Here is a 24,395-nt window from a genome sequence, read left to right as displayed (position 1 = left end):
GCCGCCGTGCTATCGCAGCGCCGACGCTGGAGCCTCTGCGAGGGCCGCCATGATCACTTCGCCACTACACGATGCGCCGCCCGAGAGCGACGGGCTGACCGACTACGACCGCGCGCATGTGAAGCTCTACGTGCGGCTTCTCGACGCGGCGGCCGACGGCGCCGACTGGCAGGAGGTGGCTGCTGTGCTGTTCGGGCTTGATCCGGCACGGGAGCCGGAGCGCGCAAGGCATGTTTATGAGGCCCATCTCGCCCGCGCCCGCTGGATGAGCACGACCGGCTATCGCTTTCTCGCGCGCGAAGAGCAGCACTGACTGCACCCCGTGATGCTGGCGCCGCATCGGGTGATGCCGGCAGGCGGACTTCCCAAGCACAATCGCAGCGGGAATCTTTCAAGGCATCAGCAGCCGCGCGTTTTGCGGCAAGGAGGATGCCATGGTGCCTGATGCATCGCGATGGCGGTCTTCGTCCGACTACGACTATCTCGACGATCTCACGGGTTCCGATCTCGCCTGGGAGTGCCTGCGCCGCAATCCGGACTATCAGCGCGACTTTGCCGAGGTGCAGGACCATGCGCGCAACGCCGCGCATCTGGCGCGCCTGATGCGGCTGCGCTGGGGGATCCGATTTCCCAACGGCACCGAGCGAGACGGCGAACGATGCGACGGTGTTCTGGACGGCCGAGGTCGATCCGGCGACGGTGCTGCTGACGCAGAAGCCGGTTCTTGCCCCTGTTGCCGGCGAGGTTGCTCCGCCGCCTGACGCCGGCGCCGCTCCGGCTGGCACTGATGGTCTCGACCTTGCCTTCGGCGCCGGCCTCTCCTCCCTCCATGTCTTCGTTCTGCCGGGCATCGCGGCCGACGATGCCCTTGCCGCCATCGTTCCGCTGGATGCCGATCTTCCTGACCGGCTGCGCGCGCTGGAGCGCTACCGGCATGTGCTCGCCGGTCGCCGCATTCCGCCCGACGATCGGCTGACGCCGCAGCGGCGCCACACCATCCGGCAAGCGCTGCAGGCCTTCGACGGACGAAGCTGTGGCGCCACCCACCGCGAGATCGCTGCGGTCCTGTTCGGTGCCGGTCGGCTCGCCGACGAGATGTGGAAGACCTCGTCTCTGCGCGACAAGGTCAAACGGCTCGTGCGCGAGGGCACCCGCCTGGTCGGCGGCGGCTATCGCGATCTCTTCCGCCATCGCCGCCACGACTGACCCTTTGCCGCCGAGGGGGCGATTTTTCGCTTTCCCTCTTCGCCCTCCCTCTGCGCGGCGCTTCTCCGCCACCGTGGCCTTCGTTCGCCGCCGATCGCCGGCGGCCTCATTCAACCCTCGAAGGCCCGATCATGACGCCCACCATCCCCGGCTTGCCGCCGCGCTATCTCCGCACGCCCGAAGCCGCCCGCTTCCTTGGTCTTTCCGGCCGCACCCTCGAGAAGCACCGCACCTATGGCACCGGCCCCGCCTACCGCAAGCTCGGCGGCCGTGTCGTCTATTGCCTCGACGATCTCCAGGCCTGGGCCGACCGCGGCGCCGTCACCTCGACTTCCGATCCGCGCGGCTCGCTGCTTCCCGCCAAGCGGCATGCCTCGCCGTTGCTGCGGACCACTGGGCGCGACGCCCGCTGATGCCGGCTCATCCCCACAAGGCCGAACGCGAGCAGCTCGATCTCTTCCGGGCGCTGCCCGGTGATCTTGCCCCGCGCGACGCCCAGGACCTCATGGCCTATCCGTTCTTCTCTCTGGCCAAGTCCAAGCGTCTGGCGCCGATCGACTATCGCGCTGGCACCATCGTCATCCGCGTCGAGGCGGTGCCTGAGCACGGGATGGCCACCATCTGGGATGCCGACGTGCTGATCTGGGCGGCCTCGCAGATCGTCGGGGCCCGCGATGCCGGACTTCGCCCTTCGCGGCTGATGGCCGCGACACCCTATGATATCCTCACCTTCGCCGGCCGTGGCGTGTCGCTGCGCGACTACGCCCGCCTCAAGTCGGCGCTCGACCGGCTGCAGTCGACCACGATCGCCACCTCGATCCGCCAGCCGGCCGAGCGGCGGATGCATCGCTTCTCCTGGATCAACGAATGGAAGGAGAAGGCCGACGCCCATGGCCGGCCGCTCGGCCTGGAGCTGATCCTGCCGGATTGGTTCTATGCCGCCGTCCTCGACGATGCGCTCGTCCTTACCATCGACCGGGCATACTTCGCGCTGACCGGCGGGCTCGAGCGCTGGCTCTACCGTCTCGTGCGCAAGCATGGCGGCCGGCAGCAATACGGCTGGAGCTTCGATCTCCAGCATCTCCACGCCAAGTCCGGCAGCCTCTCGCCGCTGAAGCACTTTGCCTACGACCTGCGCGAGATCGTCCGCCGCCAGCGCCTGCCAGGCTACCGGCTCACGCTGGAGCAGATCGAGGACGCCCCCGCCCGGCTGTCCTTCGCGCCGATCGGCGCGGCCGCGTTCGGCGCACCGTCTCGTGCTCCATCTGCTTGTGTACAAGCTGGGGATAAGCTGTGAATCGTCTCGTGCTATCAGGGACCCGACCCGTCGTGCTATCGGGGACCGGATCCTCGTGCTATCGGGGACCAAGATCGCCCGTTTCGCAAGCGCGATCAGCGGCTTGCGGCGCCCGTAACTTTACTAACGTAGATTCCTTCGGAATCTTACTAACGGACCCCACGATTTGCCCGCCGGTGGACAAGGCCGGCGGAAGCGCGCTCGACAGGCCGCAGCAAGGGCCGGGGAACGGGCACGTTGGGCTTGGCCATGGAGCCGAGTTCGGCAGCCATAGCGGTGGCCATAAGGGTTTCCGGAAAGAAGGAGGAAGCGCTCGCGGCAGGAGCGACCCGGACCTGCCCAATAACAGGCTGACACGCTCGGCACGGCCGGGAAGCGACGTGCAACGGAGAGCACCGACACGTCGCGGCCGCGACGCCTCGTCCAACCAGCACCCGGTCCGCCGCCATCTCGTCGTTCACTGTGACGCAGTTCGCGGGCTCCCGCCAGCGCGCGCATGGGACTGCGACTATGGAGGCGCCCGATGAGGCGCGATCCATCTGCCGGAACAGGCACTCAAACGCAGCCGCTCGACGACCTGACCTGCGTCGAGCTCACCTGGATCGAGAAGAAGATCGAGTTCTGGATCCGCTTCGGCCGCAAGGCGGGCGAGCAGCATCTCGATCGCCGCCGGCGCCTGCTGTTCTTCGCTCCCGGCGCCGTCTTCGCCTTCGTCCGCTGGGCAGCGAACGACTATGGCACAGTGATCTCGCGGATCGACATCGTGCGCGCGGTTGCACCCGGCGAGCCCTATCAGACGCTGCCCTTCGTGCGACCGGGCAGCGATATCCTGCTCAAGATCGCCGGCTGGCCGAAGGTCGAGCGTGTGTTGCAGATGATCGATGCCGTCGAGGCCCTCGGCATCGATCCATGCACCGTCGCGCCGGATTATTGGCGGCACGTTCACAACCGCCTCACCGCTGGTCACGAGCCGCGGGTCTACACTCGCGAACAGCATTCGGCGTACCAACTGCGCCAGAGGATCACCGACGACCGGCACGGCGAAGGAGAGGCGCGTGCAGATCTATCGGGAGAGCGCATGCCATGACGCGCGCGGCCATCCTCGCCGCGAGCTGCGTCGCGGTAGCGCTCGTCGGCGGTTCGCTTGCCACCCCGTCGGCGCCAAAACTGCTCTGGAACGCCTCGGCCAGCGCGCCGATCGGGCTTTACCGGATCATGCCGGCAGACACGCTCGAGGCCGCCGATCTCGTCGCCGCGATGCCGCCGGAACCGCTGGCACGGTTTATGGCCGATCGTGACTATCTCCCGCGCGGCGTGCCGCTGATCAAGCACATCCTCGGCCTGCCTGGTCAGAACGTTTGCCGCGACGGCCGCAGGATCACGCTCGACGGCAAATCCGTCGGAGAAGCGCTCGACGGCGACCGCATGGGTCGCCCGCTTCCACGCTGGCAGGGCTGCCGGCGCATCGCCGAGGGCGACGTCTTCCTGATGAACACGAGCGTCCGCGACAGCTTCGACGGGCGATATTTTGGCCCGCTTCCGGCGAGCACCGTCATCGGCCGCGCCATTCCCATCGTCACCGACACAGATGGCGACGGCCGCTTCGAATGGCGGAGGCCGGCATGGTGACCGGCGCGGATGCCGCCTCTGCGACCGGTGCCGGATGGCGCGCTTTCGGCCCGCCCCCCTGCACAGAGACGACACTCGCGCCACTTGGCCGGAATCAAAGCAGGCGATGGGCACCGAGCTGTCGCTGGCGGCTTCTCCTCGTTCCAGGTCTCTTGCTTGCTATGGCCTCTCCGAGCGTGGGAAGAGCGCAGGTGTTCCCGCCGGAGCGCATCGCGACTGTCGATCCAGTCGGCGCCGCGATCACCGGAGCTTCACAGCGCTTTGGCATCCCGCCGCATTGGATCCGCGCCGTCATCGCCGCCGAAAGCAACGGCGACGCCGACGCCATCTCGCCGGCCGGCGCCATGGGACTGATGCAGGTTATGCCGGACACCTGGCAGCAGATGCGCACCGAAATGGGTCTGGGATCGGACCCGTTCGACACCCGCGATAACATCCTCGCCGGTACCGCCTATCTGCGCACGATGCTCGATCGCTACGGCTCGCCCGGCTTCCTCGCCGCCTACAATGCGGGTCCCCGGCGCTACGAGGAGAACCTGCTCCTCGGCCGTCCACTGCCGGCTGAAACGCAGACCTATGTGGCAAAGCTCGCGCCGATGATCGGCGCCGATGCGTCTGGCTCTTACCCTGAAATTGCCGCTGCCCCTGTCGACTGGACGCAGTCGCCGCTATTCGTTCGGAGCAGCAACGTCACGCCGGCTGCTGCCCCACGGCGTGCTGACGGGCAAACCGGTGCAGCCGCGGCAGCGTCCTTGCTGCGCCTATTCTCTCCCCGGAAGCCGCCGCCGGACGGGCTGTTTGTGCGGATCACTCCGACGGAAGGCCAGCCATGAGGTCGATCGTGCTTCAGCGCGGCCCAGAGGGGTTGCGGATATTGACGGCGGTAGGCTGGGCGTTGCGGGAGGGCGCAGTGGTATCCGTCCGGTTGATACACGTGATGTCACGACTTGACGGATCTTGCAGCCTTCCAGGCCCAGGGCAGAAGCTCGTCGAGGCGATTGGCGGGATGGTCGTCGACCATGCGCTGCAGCACGTCGACGAGCCAGGCGTAAGGCTCGACATCGTTCAACTTGGCGGTCTCGATCAAAGAGCACAGGATCGCCCAGCGTTCGCCACCGCCGTCGCTACCCGCAAACAGATGGTTCTTGCGACCGAGGCTGACCGGCCGGATTGCACGCTCGACGGGATTGGTGTCGAGCTCGATGCGACCGTCCTCGAGAAAGCGCGCCAGGCCCTGCCAGCGCGAGAGCGCATAGCGGATGGCTTCGGCCAGCGTGCTGCGGCCGGAGATCTGTGCAAGCTGAGCATCCAGCCAAGCGCGCAAATCAGTGATGATGGGCTTGGACCGGCTTTGCCGCGCCGCAAGGCGATGCGGCGGCGACTGGCCGCGCACCTCCGCCTCGACGGCATAGAGCTCGCCGATCCGGCGCAAGGTCTCGGCCGCGATCGGCGAGTTGGTAGCCTGAGCCACATCGTAGAACTTGCGCCTCGTGTGTGCCCAGCAGGCGGTGAGAACGATGTCTCCCTTACCGGTCAATGGCTCGAAGCCGGCATAGCCGTCGACGTGCAGCACGCCCCTGAAGTGTTGGAGATGCGCAGCCGGACGCTCCGCCTTGCGATCGGGCGCGAACAGATAGACCGCCGCCGGCGGCTCAGGCCCCGACCATCCGCGCTGATCGCGGGCATAGACCCACAACCGCCCCGTCTTGGTCCGCCCTCGGCCAGGATCCAGCACCGGAACCGGCGTGTCATCGGCAAAAAGATGGTCGGACGAGAACACGGACTTCGCCAAGCGCTCGTGCAGAGCTTCGAGCCACCAGCAGGCGCCGCCGACCCAACCCGCAAGCGTCGAGCGGGCGAGATCGACGCCGTGGCGGGCGAAGATCTGCGACTGGCGATAAAGCGGCGTGTGATCGCAATATTTGCTGACCAGCACCTGTGCGATCAGCGCCGGCGTCGCCAGCCCGCCGGCAATCAGCCGCTCCGGCGCCGGCGCCTGCACCACGGTCTCGCAGACGCGGCAGGCGTATTTGGGGCGGATGGTGCGAATCACGCGAAGTTGCGCCGGCACCCAGTCGAGCATCTCGGCCTGGCTCTCACCGATCGCATGCAGCGGTCCGCCGCAGCATGCACAGACCATGCCGTCCACGTCGAGCACAACATCCTCGCGCGGCAGATGGTCAGGCAGCGGCTTGCGACCGAGCGGACGTTCCCTCGCCACCTTGCCGACAGTGGGCTGGCCTTCGCGGATGCGGGCAATATCGGCATCGAGGTCTTCCAGCGCCAGCGCCAGTTGATCGGCATCGAAGCGCTCGGAGCGGCGGCCGAACTGCGCTCGCTGCAGCTTCTTGATGATGGACTGAAGGCGCTCGATCTCCCCGTCGCGGCTCTCGACGACAGCCGCCATGTCGCGCACGAGACGCTGCAGAAGCGCCGGATCGGATGGCAGGTCGTCGAGATCGATCAACATGACCGATTCTATCACAAGACCCGCCGGAACCCAACGATTCCAGGTGATTCAGAACCGTTTGGCGGCGCGTTCTCAGCCCGCCAGTGCGGGCTTCCATACGCGTTCCGGCGCCCGCCAGTCGATGCCCTCGATCAGCATGGCAAGCTGCGCGGGCGTCAGCGTGATCGAGCCGTCGAAGCCCGCCATCACCGGCCACACGAAGCTGCCCTGATCGAGCCGCTTGGTGAACAGACACAGTCCGTTGCCGTCCCAGAACAGGATCTTCAGCAGCGACGCCTTTCTGCCGCGGAAGGCGAACAGATGACCCGAGAACGGATCCTTCTTCAGCACCTCCTGGACCAGCATGGCGAGCCCATCCAGTCCCTTCCTCATATCGGTGGTGCCCAGCGCCAGATGCACCTTCACGCCAGCCGGAACGATCAGCATGATGCGGTTCCGCTGCATGCGGCCTGTGCCCGCACGTCATCCGGGTCGCTGCCGGTCGGCGCGAACACCCGCCGCCCGTCCGAGAGATCGACGGCCATCATTCCGTTCGGCGGCTGCACGAACTTCTGCAACGAAAGCGCCGCCGGCGTGCCATCCGCCATCGCGACAGGCGCGAGCTTTGCCCGCTTCTTCTGCGCCACGCCGAACTGCACCCTCCAGCGAAACAGCAGACCTGTGACGATCCCATGCTTGCGTGCGACGGACGAGACACTGGCGCCCGGCTGGTCGGTCTCCATCACGATGGCACGCTTGTCCTCGTCGCTGAAGAAGCGGCGAGTTGGCCGCGCGGGCGCTTTCGGACCGTCGTCTGGAGGGCTTGTCAAGCGGCTTTCCGATGCCGGCTCCCTGGCACTAGTGCCAACGAGAGGACGGGCGGAGGGATGAAGATGCGCCCGCCAGTCGATCTCCACCTCGCCCTCGTCCAACCGGTCGCGCCAGAGACGCAGCGAGTACGAGGACAGTTGCAGAGCGGCCGCGTATTCGCGCACGCCCATGCCGCTCCAATTCATCGCCTCCACATGCATCGCCCAGAACGCCTGGACGCCCCGCCTGCGCATGTCCGTGCTCACCGCATAGCGGTGTCGGACGCGCTGCTTCCGCCGCTCTTCGATCCGCTTCTGGCGGCGCAGTTCCGCTTGGTATTCCGCATGTTGGCGCGCCGCATCCTTGCCGGCCAGATAGGTCAGCCAGCGATCGAAGGTCGACTTCGACAGCCGCAGCTGGCGGCAATAGTTCGTCCGATCCAGCCCACTCTGACGCCACGCATCGATGTGCACCCGCCACCAGGTCTGCCGCGCCGTGTTCTCGAAATGTCTCAGATTCATCGGAGATCCTCCATGCCGCGAAGGAACCCCACATGCTTCGCTTTTGCACTCCCCGAAGGACGTGTCGGGACCGCACGCTTACACACAGCCGATTAAGAGGGCAGGATAAAGGCGCGCGAGGTGCGCTGAGGGACGGTCGTGGATTGGCAGGGGCTCGCGGGACCAAATCGCGATGTGCGCCCGATCGGCGCAGCCTTTGGCGAGCGCTCTTTCTCAAGCGTATCAGCGCTTCGAAGCGAGGTGCGGTGCGCTAGCCATGACGAGCGACGACGACTTCCGCATTCGGCCCGGCCGCATCCGCTCGAGCAGAGCCCAGCGTGCGCGCCCCTTCATTGCCCAGGCTCTGGCGGCCGTCGAACGCGCCGGCGGCACGGTGTCCCGCGGAGGCAAGATCGGCTCACCCGCGCGGTCCCGCCTCGGGCGCGGGCAGCGCGCCTCGATCCAGGCCAATCGGCTGATCACTTCGCGCTCGCGGGGCGCCGTCATCAAGGCCCGAGTCGTCCGCCACAGCGGACGCACCGCATCGCTCGCGACGCACCTCGGCTATCTCCAGCGCGAGGGCGTCACCCGCGACGGCGAGAAGACTCGTCTGTTCGGCCCCGGTGGCGATGAGGTCGACGCGAAGGATTTTGCCGAACGCTGCGAAGACGACCGCCACCACTTCCGCTTCATCGTCTCGCCCGATGACGCGCTAGAGATGTCCGACCTTAAGGGCTTCACCCGTGATCTCGTCGACCAGATGGAGAGCGATCTCGGCACCAGGCTCGATTGGGCCGCCGTCGATCACTGGAACACCGAGCACCCGCACGTCCATCTGATCGTGCGCGGCGTGCGTGACGACGGCGAGAACCTCGTCATCGCGCGCGACTACATCAAGGAAGGCATGCGCGATCAGGCGCGCGATCTCATCACCCAGGAACTGGGGCTACGCACCGAGCACGAGATCCGGCAGACCCTCGAACGTCAAATCGACGCCGAGCGCTGGACCGATCTCGATCGCCAGCTTGTGCGGGACGGCTATCGGACGGGGCTGATCGACACGGCGCCTCGGGCCGATCGGCAGCCCGACGAATTCGACGTGCTGAAGGTCGGACGGCTCCGTAAGCTGGAGAGCCTTGGCCTCGCGCAGCAAATTGCGCCCGGCCAATGGACGCTCTCCGATCGTGCCGAGACGACGCTCGGGGAACTGGGTGAGCGTGGAGACATCATCAAGCGCATTCATCGGGGACTGACCGAGCGCGGCATCGAGCGAGGCGCCGCGAGCTATGTGCTCGCGGCCGAAAGCATCGCCGATCCGGTTGTCGGCCGCCTCGTTGCCCGCGGCTTGGATGACGAGCTCAAAGGCACGGCCTTCGCCGTCGTCGACGGCGTCGACGGCCGCACCCATCACTTCAAGCTGCCGGATCTCAACGCGGCAGGTGACAGCGCTCCGGGCTCAATTGTCGAGCTGCGAGGGTTCGATGATGCGCAGGGCCAGCGTCGCGTTGCTCTTGCGGTTCGATCGGATCTCGGCATCGAGGCTCAGATCACCGCCGTCGGCGCTACCTGGCTCGACCGGCAGGCCATCGCGCGCGAGCCGGTTCCGCTCGGCGGCGGCTTCGGCGCCGAGGTCCGCGACGCCATGGATCGCCGTGTCGAGCACCTGATCGATCAAGGGCTCGCTGAACGACAGGGCCAACGGCTCGTCTTCTCCCGCAATCTGATCGGGACGCTCCGCCAGCGCGAGCTCCAGGCGTTGGGCGAAAAGCTCGCGGCCGAAACAGGCCTGCCATTCAACCGCGCCAACAGCGGCGAGTACGTCGCCGGTAGTTATCGCCAGCGCTTCGCGCTCGCCTCCGGCCGCTTCGCCATGATCGACGACGGTCTCGGCTTTCAACTCGTGCCGTGGACGCCCTCGCTCGAAAAGCAGCTTGGTCGCCACGTCTCGGGCATCACCCGCAACGACGGCGGCGTCGACTGGAGTTTTGGGCGCAGGCGCGGATTGGGACTGTAGCTAACGGTCCTCGCTTCTCGGTCCTCTCGCATGAGACCGCAACGCGATTTGCATCACTGATCGCGTTGTCGCGGGTCGGCTGCAACGAACTGCGGGGCTACCCCTTCTCCTCGGCGATTCCGCCGGACGGCATCGAGGCAATTATCGAGACAGTGTAAACCGAAAAGATGTTCCCGATGAACCAGTCTCGATCTGGACGGACGCATTGGCCTGCGCCGCGAGCGCGTTGATGAGCTTTAGGCCGAACGAACCTGGCCGTGCCTCGGCCGTCATGCCGCGCCCGTTGTCGCCGACCTCGAGCTGATAGCCGTCCGGTAGTTCCGCAAAGGCGATCCGAATCCTGCATTCGGTCTGGCCGCCGAACGCATGCTTGACACTGTTGGTCGTCACCTCGTTGACCAGAAGCCCGATCGTCACCGCCCGATCGCGCGGCAAAAAGACGGAGGCAACATCGCAGTCGATCCGAACATGGGCATCGCTCAAAGGCACCACCAGAGCTTCGCAGAGCTCTCCAAGATAGCTTTGCATTTCCACCATGCCGACGCGGTCAAAGCCGTGGTAGAGGAAGCTGTGCGCCCGCGAGAAGCTCTCCACTCGGCCCAACGCCGATTGAAGCGCATCCCGCGTCGTTTCGTCCTGGGCGTTGTGGAGTTGCAGGCGCACAACGGAGGCGATTGCGGCGAAGTTGTTCTTGACGCGATGCTCCAGCTCCAGGAGCAGCGTCTCACGATCGGCCAGCGCCCGCCTGACGGTGCGACGAAACATCTCGGCCAGCGCAACCACGAAGAAGCCGGCAAGAACGTTGACCAGAACACGCGGCTTATCGGAAGCCGTGTGAAACGCGAAACTGCCTTCGATCGGCAGCACGAAATACCACGCATAAAGAGCCGAGATCGTCTCGGTGAGAGCTCCCGCCAGCCATCGGCCGAAGAGCGTGGCGATGAGCACGGCGGGCATCGTCAGGGCGAACGGCCCAGCGCCGGGGAGCCAAAGGTCAAACAGCATCCTAAGACCGATAGCGGCGCCGGTGCAGACCAGGGCAAAGGCGACTTGACTGACGATAGGCGGACAACGCGCTCGAAAAAAATCGGGAACGTCCAGATGGGTCAACCGAGCCATGCTTCCCCCAAAACGCAAAACACGCCCAGCCTGTCCCGAAGCCAAGACCTGCGAGTATTAGGCTGATCCGGCGAAAGTGTCCATGGATTGGGATCCGATTGAAACTTATGGAAAACCTGGCTTAGCTAGCTAAATATTTCGGCGTGGTTCTGGCCGCATGATTTGTCGCATCTAGTTTGTCCGGAGCATCGTGAAAGGAAGGATCATGAACAAGAGCGAGTTGGTAGCGGCCGTGGCCGAGAAAACATCTCTGCCGCAAAAGGATGTCGTCATAGCGGTTGGCGCCATATTCGACGTCGTCACCGAAACCCTGGCCAAGGGCGAGGATCTTCGCCTCGTTGGGTTCGGAACATTTGGCGTGTCGCAACGCGCGGCATCGATGGGCCGCAACCCTTCCACTGGCGCCACGGCAGCCATCCCAGCTCGGACGGTGTAGAAGTTCACGCCCGGCAAGGGTCTCAAGGAGGCCGTCAACAAATAGGGAACCAATTGCAGCCGCAGAGCGCTGCTGCCGGTTCAGGCACTATGTTTCGAACCTGCTTGTTGTGATTGCCTGCTCAGATACTGGCGATATGACTTAGTCGAATCAATCGTAGCGCGTCGGCAATCTTTTGGATGAATGAAGCGCGTTCTGGCTTCGGTGCTGATGGAGGGCATGAATGCCTGAAAGGCAATGGAGTCTTGTGACGTTGCGAGCCATGGTCCAGCAGTTGCGAGACATGGTGACCATCACGCGGGGGCTGAGACTGCCTCAGGCCGAGACGCATCTAAAGACGGCCATCCACGAGATGGAAGCGGCGGCGGACTTGGTCTCCGCGGCTGAACGGGAACGCTCGCCGCAGGACCGAAGCTGAGGGAGTCAGTCTATCCGTTGAGACACGGTTGTTCACACATCCGTTGATCAGGCCGCCATGTCGCTGTGATTTGGGGCAGTCGATATGCCAGTCACAAAACTCAAGCCACTGCTGATACGCTGGTCGGCGACGCCAGTTCGACACGGTTGCGCCCCCGCTGCTTGGCGCGATAGAGAGCTTCGTCAGCATCCTTAAAGAGCGATTTGAAGCTGACGCCAGCGCCCTGGTGCGTCGCAACGCCAACGCTGACCGTGACCTTTCCGGAGTCGCGGTCCCCATGGAAAACCTCCTGGTCGACAACGGCTCGGATTCTGTCGGCGATGACTGAAGCTGTCGTCAGACCGGTCCTCGGCATCACCACGACGATTTCCTCCCCGCCGTACCGCGCAACGGCGTCGTCGGCGCGCACGTTGGCGAGAACCACGGCAGCGACGTCCTTCAGGACCTTGTCGCCGACGTCATGCCCGAAGCGATCGTTCATGCATTTGAAGCGATCAATGTCGATGACGAGAGTCGAGACTGGGCTTCCGCTGCGGCGAGCATCGTCGATGATCGAGCCCGCCTTGCGCTCGAGCTTACGCCGGTTTGGCAAGTTGGTCAGCGGATCGACGAAGGCCTCCTTTTCGAGCTTTCGTTTGAGAGCGATCTCTCGCTGTTCGGCGCAAAGGAAGTGACCGAGGACGACGACACCGATTACCGTCGCAATCGCCAGCGGCAGGAATGCCTGTAGGAGAACGCCGCTCGAATAGGGCACCGGTGATACCAGCGCAAAAGCAAACGGGACGCTGGCGACGACGCCGAGCGCCAAGAACTGCCGAAGCGACGCTAACCCGTCAGCCGGAAGAAAAAGGCGGGCGAACACAACGCCGGCTACTGTAATAGCCCATATACCGGCGATCTCGGTCGCCGCGACCCTGCTGTCGATCCAGATCCTCGCGACAGTGGCGATTGCAGAGGCCGCCATCGCGGCGATCGGGCCGCCGAAGTACCCCGCCAGCACCAGCATGACGCCTCGCGGATCGATCAGAAGGCCAGGCATCAGCCCGGCTCCATTGGCCATGGCGAATCCTGTCCCCGCGCCGAATAGAAGGCCCAGGATTGCGAACTTCACCAAGCCCGGCTGGAAGCGCCGGATCGTTGCGCCGTAGCACATCACGACGAGCGAAAAGATACCAAGGTCGTTCACGAGCCGGAGCAGGAAGTCGGAAAAGGACATGCGATCTCCGCTTCCGGTGATGAGCGCGATCCTAAATTCCCATTGTTTTTGCTGAGTTAATTTCCGCCTTGGCCTTTTATCTGTCTTCCGAGCGTATGGTTCTCTCCTAGGCCTAAATAATGCACGACGCCCAAGATTCCGCGATCGGCACCATCCTGGTCCGCATCGTGGGAGCCACGCCGCCGTTGTCATGGACTATTGACAAAGAACGCATTCGGGTCAGTGACCCGGCAAGTGCGAATGTTCGTCCAACAGATCGCAACAGCAACGGGTCTGCCGGTCTGCCCAGCACAGTATGCCCTTGATCGCCTTCGAGCAGGCTCGGGGTGCAGCCGAACGTGCATCTCACCCTCAAGCGTCTGTCGCTCACAGAAATGGCAATCTTTGCACCCTGTTAAGCTCCCACACCGAAAATCTGGAACAAGACCAGCGGTTGGCCGTCGAACCCGTAGTCGTGGAAATGCGGCGACGAGCCCCTGACGTTGATACTTTGGGAGCGAAAATTGTCGCGAACAGGACAGGGATTTTGGGAGAGGGCCATGCGCCATAGGGTGACCCTGAGCGACGCGGGAATTCTTATTGCTGTCTTCGCGGCCGCTGGAGCTTCTGCCTTCCTGTTCGACGCGAGCGGCGAACTGTCCTTCGACCAGCGCGTCGAAGTCGTGGAGTTGATCGGCCTCGGTGTCCTGGTGTTCGGCGGACTTGCTCTTTTCGGCTGGCGCCGGATCGCCGAGCAGGAACGCGAGATCAGGCAGCGAATCGCAGCTGAAGATCACGCCCGCTTTCTGGCGCTCCACGATCACCTGACGGGGCTGCCGAATCGCAGGCAGTTGCAGCAAGCACTGGCCGCGGCGGTCGCCATTCCACCTGGCGCGGAGCGTGTGCATGCGATTTTCGTTCTCGATCTCAACGGCTTCAAGAAGGTCAACGACAGCTTCGGCCATGCCAGGGGAGACGAGGTGCTGAGTTCGGCGGCCAAGCGTATCGCCGGCGCCCTGCGCGAGGGCGATCTTCTGGCGCGAACCGGCGGCGACGAATTTACGATCGTCGTCCGCGACATCCCGGGTCCGGAGGGCGCGACCAGCATCGCCACCCATATCCTGCAATGCCTGGAGGCGCCCATCGTCATCGGTTCGGACCACCATTCGGTCGGGACCGGTATCGGCATCGCCATCATTCCGCGCGACGGCACCGACCCCGCCGAGCTTCTGCGCAAGGCGGACGTCGCGCTCTACAAGGTCAAGGCCAGCGGGGTCTCGGGTTTCGCGTTCTTCCAGGACGAGATGGTCCGGGAAGCGCGCGAGCGGGACAGGCTACAGCGGGACCTGTCGGCAGCCATCGGCACCGAAGCGCTCTTTCCCGTTTACCAGCCCATCGTCTGCCTGAAGACGGGGGGAATCCGCGGCTTCGAGGCGCTGGCGCGCTGGTCGCACCCTGACCTCGGCTCCGTTCCGCCCGATCGGTTCATCCCCGTTGCGGAGGATAGCGGGCTCATCGCCGGCCTGACCGACCAGATCCTCCGACGCGCCTGCGAGGACGCCCGAAACTGGCCCGAACCGATTGGGCTTTCCGTCAACATCTCTCCCGTCCTCCTCCGCGACGAGGGTCTGGCCGAGCGCATTTTAACCATTGTGCAGGACACAGGACTGGCCCTGTATCGGCTTGAGCTCGAAATCACGGAAAACGCGATCGTCCGGGACTTCGAGGCCGCCAAGGACGTTCTCGGCGCCCTGCGCGAGGCCGGCATCCGCATCGCGCTGGACGACTTCGGGACTGGCGCCACCAGCCTGTTCCACCTGCGCAGCTTCAGGTTCGACGTCATCAAGATCGACCGCAGCTTCATCGACCGCATGACGAGGGAACAGGAGAGCGCGGCGATCGTGCGTGCTTTGCTTGGGCTCGGCAAGGGACTGGGGCTGGAGATCGTCGCCGAAGGTGTCGAGGATCGCGCCCAGAAACTGGCCCTGCAGCAGGAGGGTTGCACCGACGGCCAGGGCTATTTCTTCAGCCGCCCCGTTGCATTCGACGAAACCGTGAGGTTGCTCCGCGGTAAGCACGATTGGGCAAGAGACCGGGCCGTCGCCTGACATGCGCCGCCTGGGGATCTGCTGCCGCCACACGAACGAGAGGGACACAAATACGTGGATGCCGCCAGCCGCGAACTGGAGGCACGCCACTCAGGATTCAAGTTTAGGGAAACCATTCCAGGAGTGGTAAGCGTCACATAGGTAAATGATGATGCTGGACGGACGGGTGAAGATGCATATCGCCTTGGTGGAGGTAGCTGCGTTGCCTTCTACTGTCCGCGAGGAGGGTCCCGACAGATACCAAGGGAGCTAACATGCCGAAGCGGCTACTGGATTTGGCGGCTGGGGCTAACGTCATCCTTCGCCAGCTGGCTGCAGCCGAAAAAAACCTAGACAGCTTTTCTCCCGAAGACGCGGGATTTCTTCGCGTTCTCGAAGCGCGTAATCTGATCACCCTTTCCAGGCAGGGGGACGGCAGCGTTGTGGTCCGCCTCTCAGAAGATGGACGCAGCTTGTACGATCGCGGCTACCTCCGGTGACGCCGCAGGTTATCGCGGCCGCCCTGGTTATTCCCGGCAACTCCGCCGCGAGTGACAGCCGGCGACCGCTGTGCCAATGGACGTGGCAGTTCCTGTAGCTCCCACTCATTCACGAGACTAGGAGCCGTCCCGGCTGATGCCGATGTTTGTCGACGAAAGTCGGTGATGTTCGTGTCTTCTTGCGGATGCCGCGAGAGTAATCTGAATGACGAAATAACCGGATGCGCACCATTCCCTGTCGTTCTCCGCCATCGCGCGACGGTCTCGCCGATCTCCCGATAGCCGCTTGAACCGCCCCGGCGCCCCGCCCGACTTTCTCCGGAAAGGAGAAGAGCGTGCCGGCATCAAAGATCCTCTGGGGGCAGATTGTCATCGTCGTTGCGATCGTCCTCGCGACGACGTGGGCGGCGACAGAGTGGACGGCCTGGCGACTTGGGTTTCAGGCGCAACTCGGCGTGCCCTGGTTCGCGCTGGCGGGCTGGCCGGTCTACGCTCCGCCGGCCTTTTTCTGGTGGTGGTACTTCTACGACGCCTATGCGCCACCGGTCTTCGTCGAGGGCGCGTACATCGCCGCGTCTGGCGGCTTCCTCGCGATCGCAGTCGCGATCGGCCTGTCCGTTTGGCGGGCGCGAGAGGCGAAGAACGCCGAGACCTTCGGCTCAGCCCGCTGGGCGCGGCCGGATGAGGTGAAGGCGGTTGGGCTGCTTGGGTCCGACGGCGTCGTGCTCGGCAAGCTCGATTGCCATTACCTCCGCCATGATGGACCTGAGCACGTGCTGTGCTTTGCCCCGACACGCTCCGGCAAGGGCGTCGGTCTCGTCGTGCCGTCGCTGCTGACCTGGCCAGGCTCGGCGATCGTTCACGACATCAAGGGCGAGAACTGGCAGATCACCGCCGGCTTTCGTGCGCGGCACGGCCGCGTGCTGCTGTTCGACCCGACCAATCCGAAGTCGGCCGCCTACAATCCGCTGCTCGAAGTTCGTCGAGGCGAATGGGAGGTTCGCGACGTCCAGAACATCGCCGACATCCTGGTCGATCCGGAAGGCTCGCTCGAGAAGCGGAACCACTGGGAGAAGACCAGCCACGCGCTGCTCGTCGGCGCCATCCTCCATGTCCTCTATGCCGAAGAGGATAAGACGCTGGCTGGCGTTGCCGCCTTCCTCTCCGATCCTCGCCGACCGATCGAGGCGACGCTCGCCGCGATGATGAAGACGCCGCATCTGGGCGATGCCGGGCCGCACCCCGTCATTGCCAGCGCGGCGCGCGAACTCTTCAACAAGTCGGACAACGAGCGCTCCGGCGTCCTCTCCACCGCCATGTCGTTCCTCGGCCTCTACCGCGATCCGGTCGTGGCCGAGGTGACGCGGCGCTGCGACTGGCGCATCGCGGACATCGTCAGCGGTGCACAGCCGGTGACGCTCTACCTCGTCGTGCCGCCCTCCGACATCGCCCGCACCAAGCCGCTGATCCGCCTGATCCTCAACCAGATCGGCCGCAGGCTGACGGAGGATCTGCAAGCGAAGGGCAACCGACATCGGCTCTTGCTGATGCTGGACGAGTTTCCGGCGCTGGGGCGGCTCGACTTCTTCGAAAGCGCGCTCGCCTTCATGGCGGGCTATGGGCTGAAGGCCTTCCTCATCGCGCAGTCGCTGAACCAGATCGAGAAGGCCTATGGACCGAACAACTCGATCCTCGACAACTGCCATGTCCGGGTGAGCTTTGCGACCAACGACGAGCGCACCGCCAAACGCGTATCGGACGCCCTGGGTACCGCCACGGAGCTACGGGCGATGAAGAATTATGCCGGCCATCGGTTGTCGCCCTGGCTCGGCCATCTGATGGTGTCGCGTTCGGAGACGGCGCGGCCGCTGCTGACGCCCGGCGAGGTGATGCAACTGCCGCCGGCGGACGAGATGGTCATGGTGGCAGGCACACCGCCGATCCGGGCGAAGAAGGCGCGGTACTTCGAGGACGCGAGGTTTGCCGAGCGGGTGCTGCCGCCGCCGGTGCTGATCAAGCAGGACGCTTCGGCTGCCGACGATTGGAGCACATTGCCGATGCCGACCCAGCCGGCAAGCGCCGCAGAGACTGCCAACGGCGCCTCCGGCGACGATGAGGACCCCGCAGGCTCAGAGCGCCGCAAGCAGCCGGAGCTGGCCCGCGTCCAACCGATCGAACAACCGGCGATGCCGCCCACCAACGAATTCGATCTCGACTTCGATGCGGACGCTGATGACGACGCGGCGCGGATCGGCCGCGTCGACCGGCTGATGCAGGGCGTGGCGCGGCAGGTTTCGCTCGATCCCGCCGACGGCATGGATTTGTGAGGCGCCGATGAACAAGCCGCAAAAGAAGCAGCGCCTGTCGGTCTATCTCGATCCGCCGATCATGAAGGCTCTCGCCGAATATGCCGCCCGCCGCGACCATTCGCGGTCCCTCGTCGCCGAAGCGGCGATCGCCTCCTTCCTGTCCCCGGATGCTGCCGAGCGGCAGGAAGCGGCCACGACCAAGCGTCTCGACCAGCTTGATCGCCGGCTGACACGGATCGAGCGTGATCTCGGCATCTCGGTCGAGATGCTCGCCCTCTTCGTGCGCTTCTGGCTGATCTCCAATCCGCCGCTGCCAGAGACCACGCAGGCGGCCGCACGCGCTCAGGCCGGCGAACGCTACGATGCCTTCGTCGCGGCGCTCGGCCGACGGCTCGCCAAGGGCCCAAAGCTCAGGCAAGAGATCTCCGAGGATATCGATCCATAGCACAACGAGTGATAGGTCGTCGTCGTCCACACCCTCGCTGAACGCCACTTCGCCGATCGCCTGTCTTTCTTCGCCAGGCTACGACGGCTGTCCGGGACCTGTTGAACTCGTCCCTTTTCCGGTTCTCTTAATCGTCCCCGATCCGGAGCCGCCGTCGGCGGGCCGCCGGCAATGGGGACAAGATGGCGGTTTCTTCGCATCAGCATTCGGAGGCGGTCTCACGCGGGGCGCGCATGCTGCGCACGGCGCTGGGACCGGCGATTGCCGGATACCTGGAGGATCCGGGCGTCGTCGAGGTGATGCTGAACCCCGATGGCCGGCTCTGGATCGATCGGCTCGCCGAAGGGCTGGCCGAAACCGGCGAGAGACTCTCTGCGGCCGACGGCGAGCGGATCGTCCGGCTCGTCGCCCATCATGTCGGCGCAGAGGTTCATGCGGGCGCGCCGCGCGTTTCGGCCGAACTTCCGGAGACCGGTGAGCGGTTCGAGGGTTTGCTGCCGCCGGTCGTCGCCGCACCGGCCTTCGCCATTCGCAAGCCGGCGGTCGCCGTGTTCACACTGGAGGACTACGTTGCTGCCGGCATCATGAGCGCCGATCAGGCCGCGCAGCTGCGCCAGGCTGTCACCGAGCGGAAGAACATCCTTGTCGCCGGTGGCACTTCCACCGGCAAGACGACGCTCACCAACGCGCTGCTCGCCGAAGTCGCCCGCACCGCCGATCGCGTGGTGCTGATCGAGGATATGCGCGAGTTGCAGTGCGCCGCGCCAAACCTCGTCGCCTTGCGCACCAAGGACGGTGTCGCCTCGCTCTCCGATCTGGTGCGCTCATCGTTGCGCCTTCGGCCCGACCGCATACCCATCGGCGAAGTGCGGGGGCCGGAGGCGCTCGATCTCCTGAAGGCCTGGGGCACCGGCCATCCTGGAGGCATCGGCACCATTCATGCCGGCTCCGCCATCGGCGCGCTGCGGCGGCTGGAGCAGCTCATCCAGGAAGCCGTTGTCACCGTCCCGCGGGCGCTGATCGCCGAGACCATCGATCTCGTCGCCGTGCTCTCCGGCCGAGGATCCTCACGCCGCCTCGCCGAGCTTTCCCGCGTCGTCGGTCTCGACCGCCATGGCGACTACCGCATCACGCCCACCCTTCCGCCTCGCACCGGAGACCGCGCATGATCTCTCGCCCTCATTGCCTTCGCCGATCTCTTGGTCGGCGCATCACTGCAACAGCCGCGACCATCGGGGCAGCCAACATCGCCTTGGCCTCGGCCGCCCACGCTGCCGGCTCATCGATGCCGTGGGAGGAGCCGCTGGAGCAGATCCTCGAATCCATCGAGGGGCCGGTGGCGAAGATCGTCGCGGTGATCATCATCATCGTCACTGGCTTGTCGCTGGCCTTCGGCGACACCTCGGGCGGCTTTCGCCGGCTGATCCAGATCGTCTTCGGCCTGTCGATCGCCTTTGCCGCTTCGAGCTTCTTCCTGTCGTTCTTCTCCTTCGGCGGCGGAGCGCTGGTCTGATGGCCGCCTCTTTCACTTCCGCCGGCGAGGTCGCCGGCTTCAGCGTGGCCGTGCACCGCTCGCTGACCGAGCCGATCCTGCTTGGCGGCGCGCCACGCTCCATCGCCATCCTCAACGGCACGCTCGCCGCCGTCCTCGGGCTCGGCCTGCGCCTCTGGCTGGTTGGACTTGCCCTATGGGCGATCGGTCACTTCGCCGCCGTCTGGGCGGCGAGGCGCGATCCGCTGTTTGCCGATGCCGTGCGCCGGCATCTGCGCATTCCCGGCCACCTGGATCTCTGAGGAAGGCGCGCACAATGATGAACCTTGCCGAATACCGCCGCACCGCCACTCGGCTCGCCGACTTCCTGCCCTGGGCCGCCCTGGTCGAGGCCGGCGTCGTCCTCAACAAGGACGGCAGCCTGCAAAGGACCGCCCGGTTTCGCGGGCCTGACCTCGACAGCGCCGTGGAGGCCGAGCTGGTGGCGGTTGCCGCCCGGCTCAACAACGCCTTCCGCCGCCTCGGCTCCGGCTGGGCACTCTTCGTCGAGGCCGTTCGGCTCGGCGCGCAGCGCTATCCGGAAAGCACCTTTCCCGATCCGGCCTCGGCGCTGGTCGATGCCGAGCGCAAGGCCGAGTTCGAAGCCGAAGGCGCACATTACGAGTCGAGCTATTTTCTCACTTTCGTCTATCTGCCGCCGGCGGAGACGGCCGCGCGCACCGAGGGCTGGCTCTACGAGGGGAAGAGCGGCAAGGGCATCGACGCCCGCGAGGTCCTGCGCGGCTTCATCGACCGCACCGACCGTGTCCTGCAGCTCATCGAAAGCTTCATGCCTGAGTGCCAATGGCTCGATGATCACGAGACGCTCTCCTACCTCCACGCCACCATCTCGACCAAGCGCCAGCGCGTGCGCGTACCCGAGGTGCCGATGCACCTCGATGCGCTGCTCGCCGACCAGCCGCTCACCGGCGGCCTGGAGCCGATGCTGGGAATCGCGCATCTGCGCGTTCTCACCATCACCGGCTTTCCGACCGCCACCACGCCCGGCATTCTCGACGAGCTGAACCGGCTCGCCTTCGCCTATCGCTGGTCGACCCGCGCCATCCTCCTCGACAAGGTCGATGCCGTCCGGCTGCTGACCAAAATCCGCCGGCAGTGGTTCGCCAAGCGCAAATCCCTTGTGGCCATCCTCAAGGAGGTTCTGACCAACGAAGCCTCGGTGCTGGTCGACACGGACGCCGCCAACAAGACGGCCGATGCCGACCTCGCTTTGCAGGAACTGGGCGCCGACTATGCCGGGGCCGCCTTCGTCACCGCGACGGTCACCGTCTGGGACGAGGATCCCCGGATTGCCGAGGAGAAGTTGCGGCTGGTGGAGAAGGTTGTCCAGGGCCGCGACTTCACGGCGATGCCCGAGACGATCAACGCGGTCGATGCCTGGCTCGGCTCGCTGCCGGGCCATGTCTATGCTAATGTCCGCCAACCGCCGATCTCGACGCTGAACCTGGCCCACATGATCCCGCTCTCGGCGGTCTGGGCGGGACCAGACAAAGACGAGCATCTCGGCGCGCCGCCGATGCTCTTCGGGCAGACGGAGGGCTCGACGCCGTTCCGCCTGTCGCTCCATGTCGGCGATGTCGGCCACACGCTGGTGGTCGGGCCGACCGGCGCCGGCAAGAGCGTGCTGCTCGCGCTGATGGCGCTGCAGTTCCGCCGCTATCGAAACGCTCAGGTCTTCGCCTTCGACTTCGGCGGGAGTATTCGCGCCGCGGCGCTGGCCATGGGCGGCGACTGGCACGACCTCGGCGGCGGGCTGACCGAGAGTGCCTCTGTCTCTCTGCAGCCGCTGGCGCGCATTCCCGACACGCCCGAGCGCGCCTGGGCGGCCGACTGGATCGTCGCGATCCTCACGCGCGAGGGCATAGCCATCACCCCGGAGGTCAAGGAGCATCTCTGGACGGCACTGACCTCGCTCAGTACGGCGCCTATCACCGAGCGCACCATCACCGGGCTCTCCGTTCTCCTGCAGTCGAACGTCCTCAAGCGGGCCCTGCAGCCCTATTGTCTCGGTGGCGCCTATGGCCGGCTGCTCGATGCCGAGGCTGAGCATCTGGGCGAAGCGTCCGTTCAAGCGTTCGAGACCGAGGGCCTGATCGGCACCGGCGCGGCCTCGGCCGTGCTGGCCTATCTCTTCCACCGCATCGAGGATCGGCTCGACGGCTCACCGACACTTCTCATTATCGACGAAGGCTGGCTCGCCCTCGATGATGAGGGCTTTGCCGGCCAGATCCGCGAATGGCTGAAGACGTTGAGGAAGAAGAACGCCTCCGTCGTCTTCGCCACCCAGTCGCTCTCCGACATCGACGGCAGTCCGATCGCGCCGGCGATCATCGAGAGCTGCCACACCCGCATCCTGTTGCCGAACGAGCGGGCGATCGAGCCGCAGATCGCATCGATCTACCGCAAGTTTGGTCTCAACGATCGTCAGATCGAGATTTTGGCCCGCGCGACGCCGAAGCGCGACTACTACTGCCAGAGCCGGCGCGGCAACCGCCTGTTCGAGCTCGGCCTCGGCGAGATCGCGCTCGCCCTTTGCGCCGCCTCCGCCAAGACCGACCAGACCGAGATCGAGGATGTCCTCGCGCAATACGGCCCGGACGGCTTCCTTGCCGCCTGGCTGAAGCGCCGCGGCCTTGCCTGGGCCGCCGATCTCGCCAATCTGGAGATGCCGTCATGATCCCTCATGCTTTGCGTTGTCAGACGCTGGCTGCGGCGCTTATCGCTCCCGTTGCTCTGTCGCCGATGACCGTCACACCTGCTGCGGCCGCCTGGCTCGTCTTCGACCCGACGAACTACGCCCAGAACGTGCTGCAGGCGGCCCGGGCGCTGGAGCAGATCAACAACCAGATCACCTCGCTTCAGAACGAAGCGCAGATGCTGATCAACCAGGCGCGCAATCTGGCGAGCCTGCCATACTCCTCGCTGCAGCAGCTGCAGCAGTCGATCAGCCGCACCCGGCAGCTTCTCGATCAGGCCCAGAAGATCGCCTTCGACGTCGGCGAGATCGACCAGGCCTTTTCCTCCACCTATGGCGCGGCCTCGACTTCGACCTCCGATCAGGACCTGATCGCAGCCGCCAAGACTCGCTGGCAGAACACCGTGGCGGGGTTGCAGGACGCCATGCGCGTTCAGGCCGGCGTCGTCGGCAATCTCGACACCAACCGGACCCAGATGTCGGCGCTCGTTGGCGAGAGCCAGGGCGCGACCGGTGCCCTGCAGGCGACGCAGGCCGGCAACCAGCTCCTGGCGTTGCAGGCCCAGCAGCTCGCCGATCTCGTTGCTGTCGTTGCCGCGGACGGACGGGCCCACGCGCTGCAATCGGCCGAACAGGCGGCAGCCGCCGATCAGGGCCGCGAGCAGCGCCGACGGTTCCTGACGCCTGGCGCCGGCTATGAACCCGGCAGCGCGCAAATGTTCTACGGCGATTGAGATGCAGGCGGAGCACTTTGCCCGGCTCGCTGCCGGCGTCTTCGTGGCCGTCGCTCTGGCCGTCGCGGTGTTGGGTGGGGCCGGAAGGGAGGAGGAACCAGCGTCAGAGGCATCGGTGCCGAGCTCGGCCATCCCGGCCAATCCGCTGCGGGCGGAGATGATCCGCTGTGCCAGGATCGGCGAGGCCGCCATACACGATGCCGCCTGTCTCGAGACCTGGGCGGAGAACCGCCGCCGCTTTCTGTCGGCGAACGACGACTGGATCCGCGACCGCCTGCCGGTCCCGCCGCGGATAAAGCCGGAGGCCCGTTAGCGCCATGCAGGGCACCGGCGTCATCGACCACTTCCTCGAGGTCTTCACCCGCTATATCGATTCCGGCTTCGGCCTGCTCGGCGGCGAGGTTGCCTTCATCGCCACCACGCTGATCGTCATCGATGTGACGCTCGCCGCCCTCTTCTGGTCCTGGGGCGCCGATGACGACATCATCGCGCGCCTCGTCCGGAAGACTCTCTTCGTCGGCGTCTTCGCCTGGCTGATCTCCAACTGGAACAGCCTCGCCAGGATCATCTTCGAAAGCTTTGCCGGTCTCGGCCTGAAGGCGTCCGGCACCGGCTTTACCGCCGCCGACCTCTTGCGCCCCGGCAAGGTGGCGCAGACCGGTCTCGATGCGGGGCGCCCGCTGCTCGACTCGATCTCCGGCCTGATGGGCTATTGGTCGTTCTTCGAGAACTTCATCCAGATCGCCTGCATGTTCCTCGCCTGGGCGCTGGTGCTCTTCGCCTTCTTCATCCTCGCCGTCCAGCTCTTCGTCACCCTGATCGAGTTCAAGCTGACGACGCTCGCAGGCTTCGTGCTGATCCCCTTCGGGCTCTTCGGCAAGTCCGCCTTCATGGCCGAGCGGGTGCTCGGCAACGTCATCTCATCCGGCATCAAAGTGCTCGTCCTCGCAGTCATCATCGGCATCGGCTCGACGCTGTTCTCCGAGTTCACCGCCGGTTT

General features: G+C 65.3%; 27 protein-coding genes. 22 read left to right on the top strand and 5 right to left on the bottom strand.

The annotated features are described in order from the left end of the window. Positions 1–52 precede the first annotated feature (52 nt). The 8 genes from B5D38_RS21475 (at position 53) to B5D38_RS22655 (ending at position 4,965) form a co-directional block, all read left to right on the top strand. A complete protein-coding gene (locus B5D38_RS21475; protein WP_078707513.1) occupies positions 53–313 on the top strand; it encodes a DNA -binding domain-containing protein in 261 nt (86 codons plus the stop codon). 121 nt (positions 314–434) lie between these two features. Next, positions 435–761, top strand: coding sequence for a transcriptional regulator domain-containing protein (locus B5D38_RS22330; RefSeq protein WP_165690783.1), 327 nt, complete (start codon positions 435–437; stop codon positions 759–761). Beyond that, a complete protein-coding gene (locus B5D38_RS21465; RefSeq protein WP_078707141.1) occupies positions 667–1,206 on the top strand; it encodes a DUF2285 domain-containing protein in 540 nt (179 codons plus the stop codon). The genes B5D38_RS22330 and B5D38_RS21465 overlap by 95 nt, the downstream gene beginning before the upstream one ends. A 131-nt stretch (positions 1,207–1,337) precedes the next feature. After that, positions 1,338–1,619: a helix-turn-helix transcriptional regulator gene (locus B5D38_RS21460; protein ID WP_078707140.1), complete on the top strand. Its 282-nt coding sequence runs from the start codon at positions 1,338–1,340 to the stop codon at positions 1,617–1,619. Then, the gene (locus tag B5D38_RS21455; RefSeq protein ID WP_078710480.1) at positions 1,619–2,503 is read left to right on the top strand and encodes a replication initiator protein A; all 885 of its coding nucleotides are present in this window, start codon (positions 1,619–1,621) and stop codon (positions 2,501–2,503) included. Before B5D38_RS21460 ends, B5D38_RS21455 begins: the two co-directional genes overlap by 1 nt. Positions 2,504–3,026: 523 nt before the next feature. Then, the gene (locus B5D38_RS21450) at positions 3,027–3,590 is read left to right on the top strand and encodes a DUF2840 domain-containing protein (RefSeq protein ID WP_078710479.1); all 564 of its coding nucleotides are present in this window, start codon (positions 3,027–3,029) and stop codon (positions 3,588–3,590) included. Continuing rightward, positions 3,587–4,132, top strand: a complete 546-nt coding sequence (locus B5D38_RS21445) for a S26 family signal peptidase (protein WP_078710478.1) — start codon at positions 3,587–3,589, stop codon at positions 4,130–4,132. Before B5D38_RS21450 ends, B5D38_RS21445 begins: the two co-directional genes overlap by 4 nt. Before the next feature lie 191 nt (positions 4,133–4,323). Beyond that, positions 4,324–4,965, top strand: a complete 642-nt coding sequence (locus B5D38_RS22655; RefSeq protein ID WP_342587372.1) for a lytic transglycosylase domain-containing protein — start codon at positions 4,324–4,326, stop codon at positions 4,963–4,965. Positions 4,966–5,072: 107 nt separating this feature from the next. On the opposite strand, the gene tnpC is transcribed toward B5D38_RS22655, so the two are convergent. The 3 genes from tnpC to tnpA form a co-directional block, all read right to left on the bottom strand. Then, entirely contained in the window at positions 5,073–6,602 is a 1,530-nt protein-coding gene (tnpC, locus tag B5D38_RS21435; RefSeq protein WP_078710477.1) for an IS66 family transposase, read from the bottom strand. Between the two features lie 72 nt (positions 6,603–6,674). Beyond that, positions 6,675–7,028, bottom strand: a complete 354-nt coding sequence (gene tnpB / locus B5D38_RS21430; protein WP_078710482.1) for an IS66 family insertion sequence element accessory protein TnpB — start codon at positions 7,026–7,028, stop codon at positions 6,675–6,677. Further along, the gene (tnpA, locus tag B5D38_RS21425) at positions 7,022–7,912 is read right to left on the bottom strand and encodes an IS66-like element accessory protein TnpA (RefSeq protein ID WP_116002899.1); all 891 of its coding nucleotides are present in this window, start codon (positions 7,910–7,912) and stop codon (positions 7,022–7,024) included. The genes tnpB and tnpA overlap by 7 nt, the downstream gene beginning before the upstream one ends. Positions 7,913–8,168: 256 nt before the next feature. On the opposite strand from tnpA, the gene B5D38_RS21420 reads away from it, so the two are divergent. Beyond that, positions 8,169–9,905 (top strand): relaxase/mobilization nuclease domain-containing protein, encoded by a 1,737-nt coding sequence (locus tag B5D38_RS21420; protein ID WP_078710476.1) that lies wholly within the window; start codon positions 8,169–8,171, stop codon positions 9,903–9,905. Positions 9,906–10,046: 141 nt separating this feature from the next. On the opposite strand, the gene B5D38_RS21415 is transcribed toward B5D38_RS21420, so the two are convergent. Beyond that, complete coding sequence (locus tag B5D38_RS21415; RefSeq protein ID WP_078710475.1) at positions 10,047–11,024, bottom strand: sensor histidine kinase; 978 nt, start codon at positions 11,022–11,024, stop codon at positions 10,047–10,049. Between the two features lie 190 nt (positions 11,025–11,214). Here B5D38_RS21415 and B5D38_RS21410 point away from each other — a divergent pair, with 190 nt between their 5' ends. Together B5D38_RS21410 and B5D38_RS21405 are read left to right on the top strand one after the other, a co-directional pair. Then, positions 11,215–11,460, top strand: coding sequence for an HU family DNA-binding protein (locus tag B5D38_RS21410; protein ID WP_280949408.1), 246 nt, complete (start codon positions 11,215–11,217; stop codon positions 11,458–11,460). 223 nt (positions 11,461–11,683) lie between these two features. Further along, positions 11,684–11,878 (top strand): hypothetical protein, encoded by a 195-nt coding sequence (locus B5D38_RS21405; RefSeq protein WP_078710473.1) that lies wholly within the window; start codon positions 11,684–11,686, stop codon positions 11,876–11,878. 100 nt (positions 11,879–11,978) lie between these two features. Here the strand turns inward: B5D38_RS21405 and B5D38_RS21400 are convergent, their stop codons facing one another. After that, positions 11,979–13,094: a GGDEF domain-containing protein gene (locus B5D38_RS21400; RefSeq protein ID WP_078710472.1), complete on the bottom strand. Its 1,116-nt coding sequence runs from the start codon at positions 13,092–13,094 to the stop codon at positions 11,979–11,981. Positions 13,095–13,633: 539 nt separating this feature from the next. Here B5D38_RS21400 and B5D38_RS21395 point away from each other — a divergent pair. The 11 genes from B5D38_RS21395 to trbL all read left to right on the top strand — a co-directional run. Next, the gene (locus B5D38_RS21395; RefSeq protein WP_078710471.1) at positions 13,634–15,181 is read left to right on the top strand and encodes a putative bifunctional diguanylate cyclase/phosphodiesterase; all 1,548 of its coding nucleotides are present in this window, start codon (positions 13,634–13,636) and stop codon (positions 15,179–15,181) included. A gap of 254 nt (positions 15,182–15,435) precedes the next feature. Continuing rightward, positions 15,436–15,660, top strand: coding sequence for a hypothetical protein (locus B5D38_RS22325; protein ID WP_078710470.1), 225 nt, complete (start codon positions 15,436–15,438; stop codon positions 15,658–15,660). 335 nt (positions 15,661–15,995) lie between these two features. Further along, positions 15,996–17,987, top strand: a complete 1,992-nt coding sequence (locus tag B5D38_RS21385) for a conjugal transfer protein TraG (RefSeq protein ID WP_078710469.1) — start codon at positions 15,996–15,998, stop codon at positions 17,985–17,987. A gap of 7 nt (positions 17,988–17,994) precedes the next feature. Next, positions 17,995–18,414 carry a ribbon-helix-helix domain-containing protein gene (locus B5D38_RS21380; RefSeq protein WP_078708514.1) on the top strand — a complete coding sequence of 140 codons (420 nt, stop codon included), beginning with the start codon at positions 17,995–17,997 and terminating at the stop codon, positions 18,412–18,414. 182 nt (positions 18,415–18,596) lie between these two features. Next, positions 18,597–19,583 (top strand): P-type conjugative transfer ATPase TrbB, encoded by a 987-nt coding sequence (trbB, locus tag B5D38_RS21375; protein WP_078708515.1) that lies wholly within the window; start codon positions 18,597–18,599, stop codon positions 19,581–19,583. Continuing rightward, positions 19,580–19,927: a TrbC/VirB2 family type IV secretion system protein gene (locus tag B5D38_RS21370; protein WP_078708516.1), complete on the top strand. Its 348-nt coding sequence runs from the start codon at positions 19,580–19,582 to the stop codon at positions 19,925–19,927. The genes trbB and B5D38_RS21370 overlap by 4 nt, the downstream gene beginning before the upstream one ends. After that, positions 19,927–20,208 (top strand): VirB3 family type IV secretion system protein, encoded by a 282-nt coding sequence (locus tag B5D38_RS21365; RefSeq protein WP_078708517.1) that lies wholly within the window; start codon positions 19,927–19,929, stop codon positions 20,206–20,208. The genes B5D38_RS21370 and B5D38_RS21365 overlap by 1 nt, the downstream gene beginning before the upstream one ends. A 14-nt stretch (positions 20,209–20,222) precedes the next feature. Then, a complete protein-coding gene (gene trbE, locus B5D38_RS21360) occupies positions 20,223–22,643 on the top strand; it encodes a conjugal transfer protein TrbE (RefSeq protein ID WP_078708518.1) in 2,421 nt (806 codons plus the stop codon). Then, positions 22,640–23,395, top strand: coding sequence for a P-type conjugative transfer protein TrbJ (trbJ, locus tag B5D38_RS21355; RefSeq protein WP_078708519.1), 756 nt, complete (start codon positions 22,640–22,642; stop codon positions 23,393–23,395). The genes trbE and trbJ overlap by 4 nt, the downstream gene beginning before the upstream one ends. 1 nt (position 23,396) lies before the next feature. Continuing rightward, positions 23,397–23,708 carry a putative entry exclusion protein TrbK-alt gene (gene trbK-alt / locus B5D38_RS21350; RefSeq protein ID WP_078708520.1) on the top strand — a complete coding sequence of 104 codons (312 nt, stop codon included), beginning with the start codon at positions 23,397–23,399 and terminating at the stop codon, positions 23,706–23,708. A gap of 4 nt (positions 23,709–23,712) precedes the next feature. Continuing rightward, positions 23,713–24,395 (top strand): P-type conjugative transfer protein TrbL (gene trbL / locus B5D38_RS21345; RefSeq protein WP_078710309.1); only part of this gene is annotated, 683 nt, incomplete at its 3' end.

This window comes from Consotaella salsifontis, assembly GCF_900167365.1.
Taxonomy (GTDB): Bacteria; Pseudomonadota; Alphaproteobacteria; order Rhizobiales; family Rhizobiaceae; genus Consotaella; species Consotaella salsifontis.
Note: the sequence above shows the minus strand (reverse complement) of the source record. Positions and strands in the feature narration are given on the sequence as shown.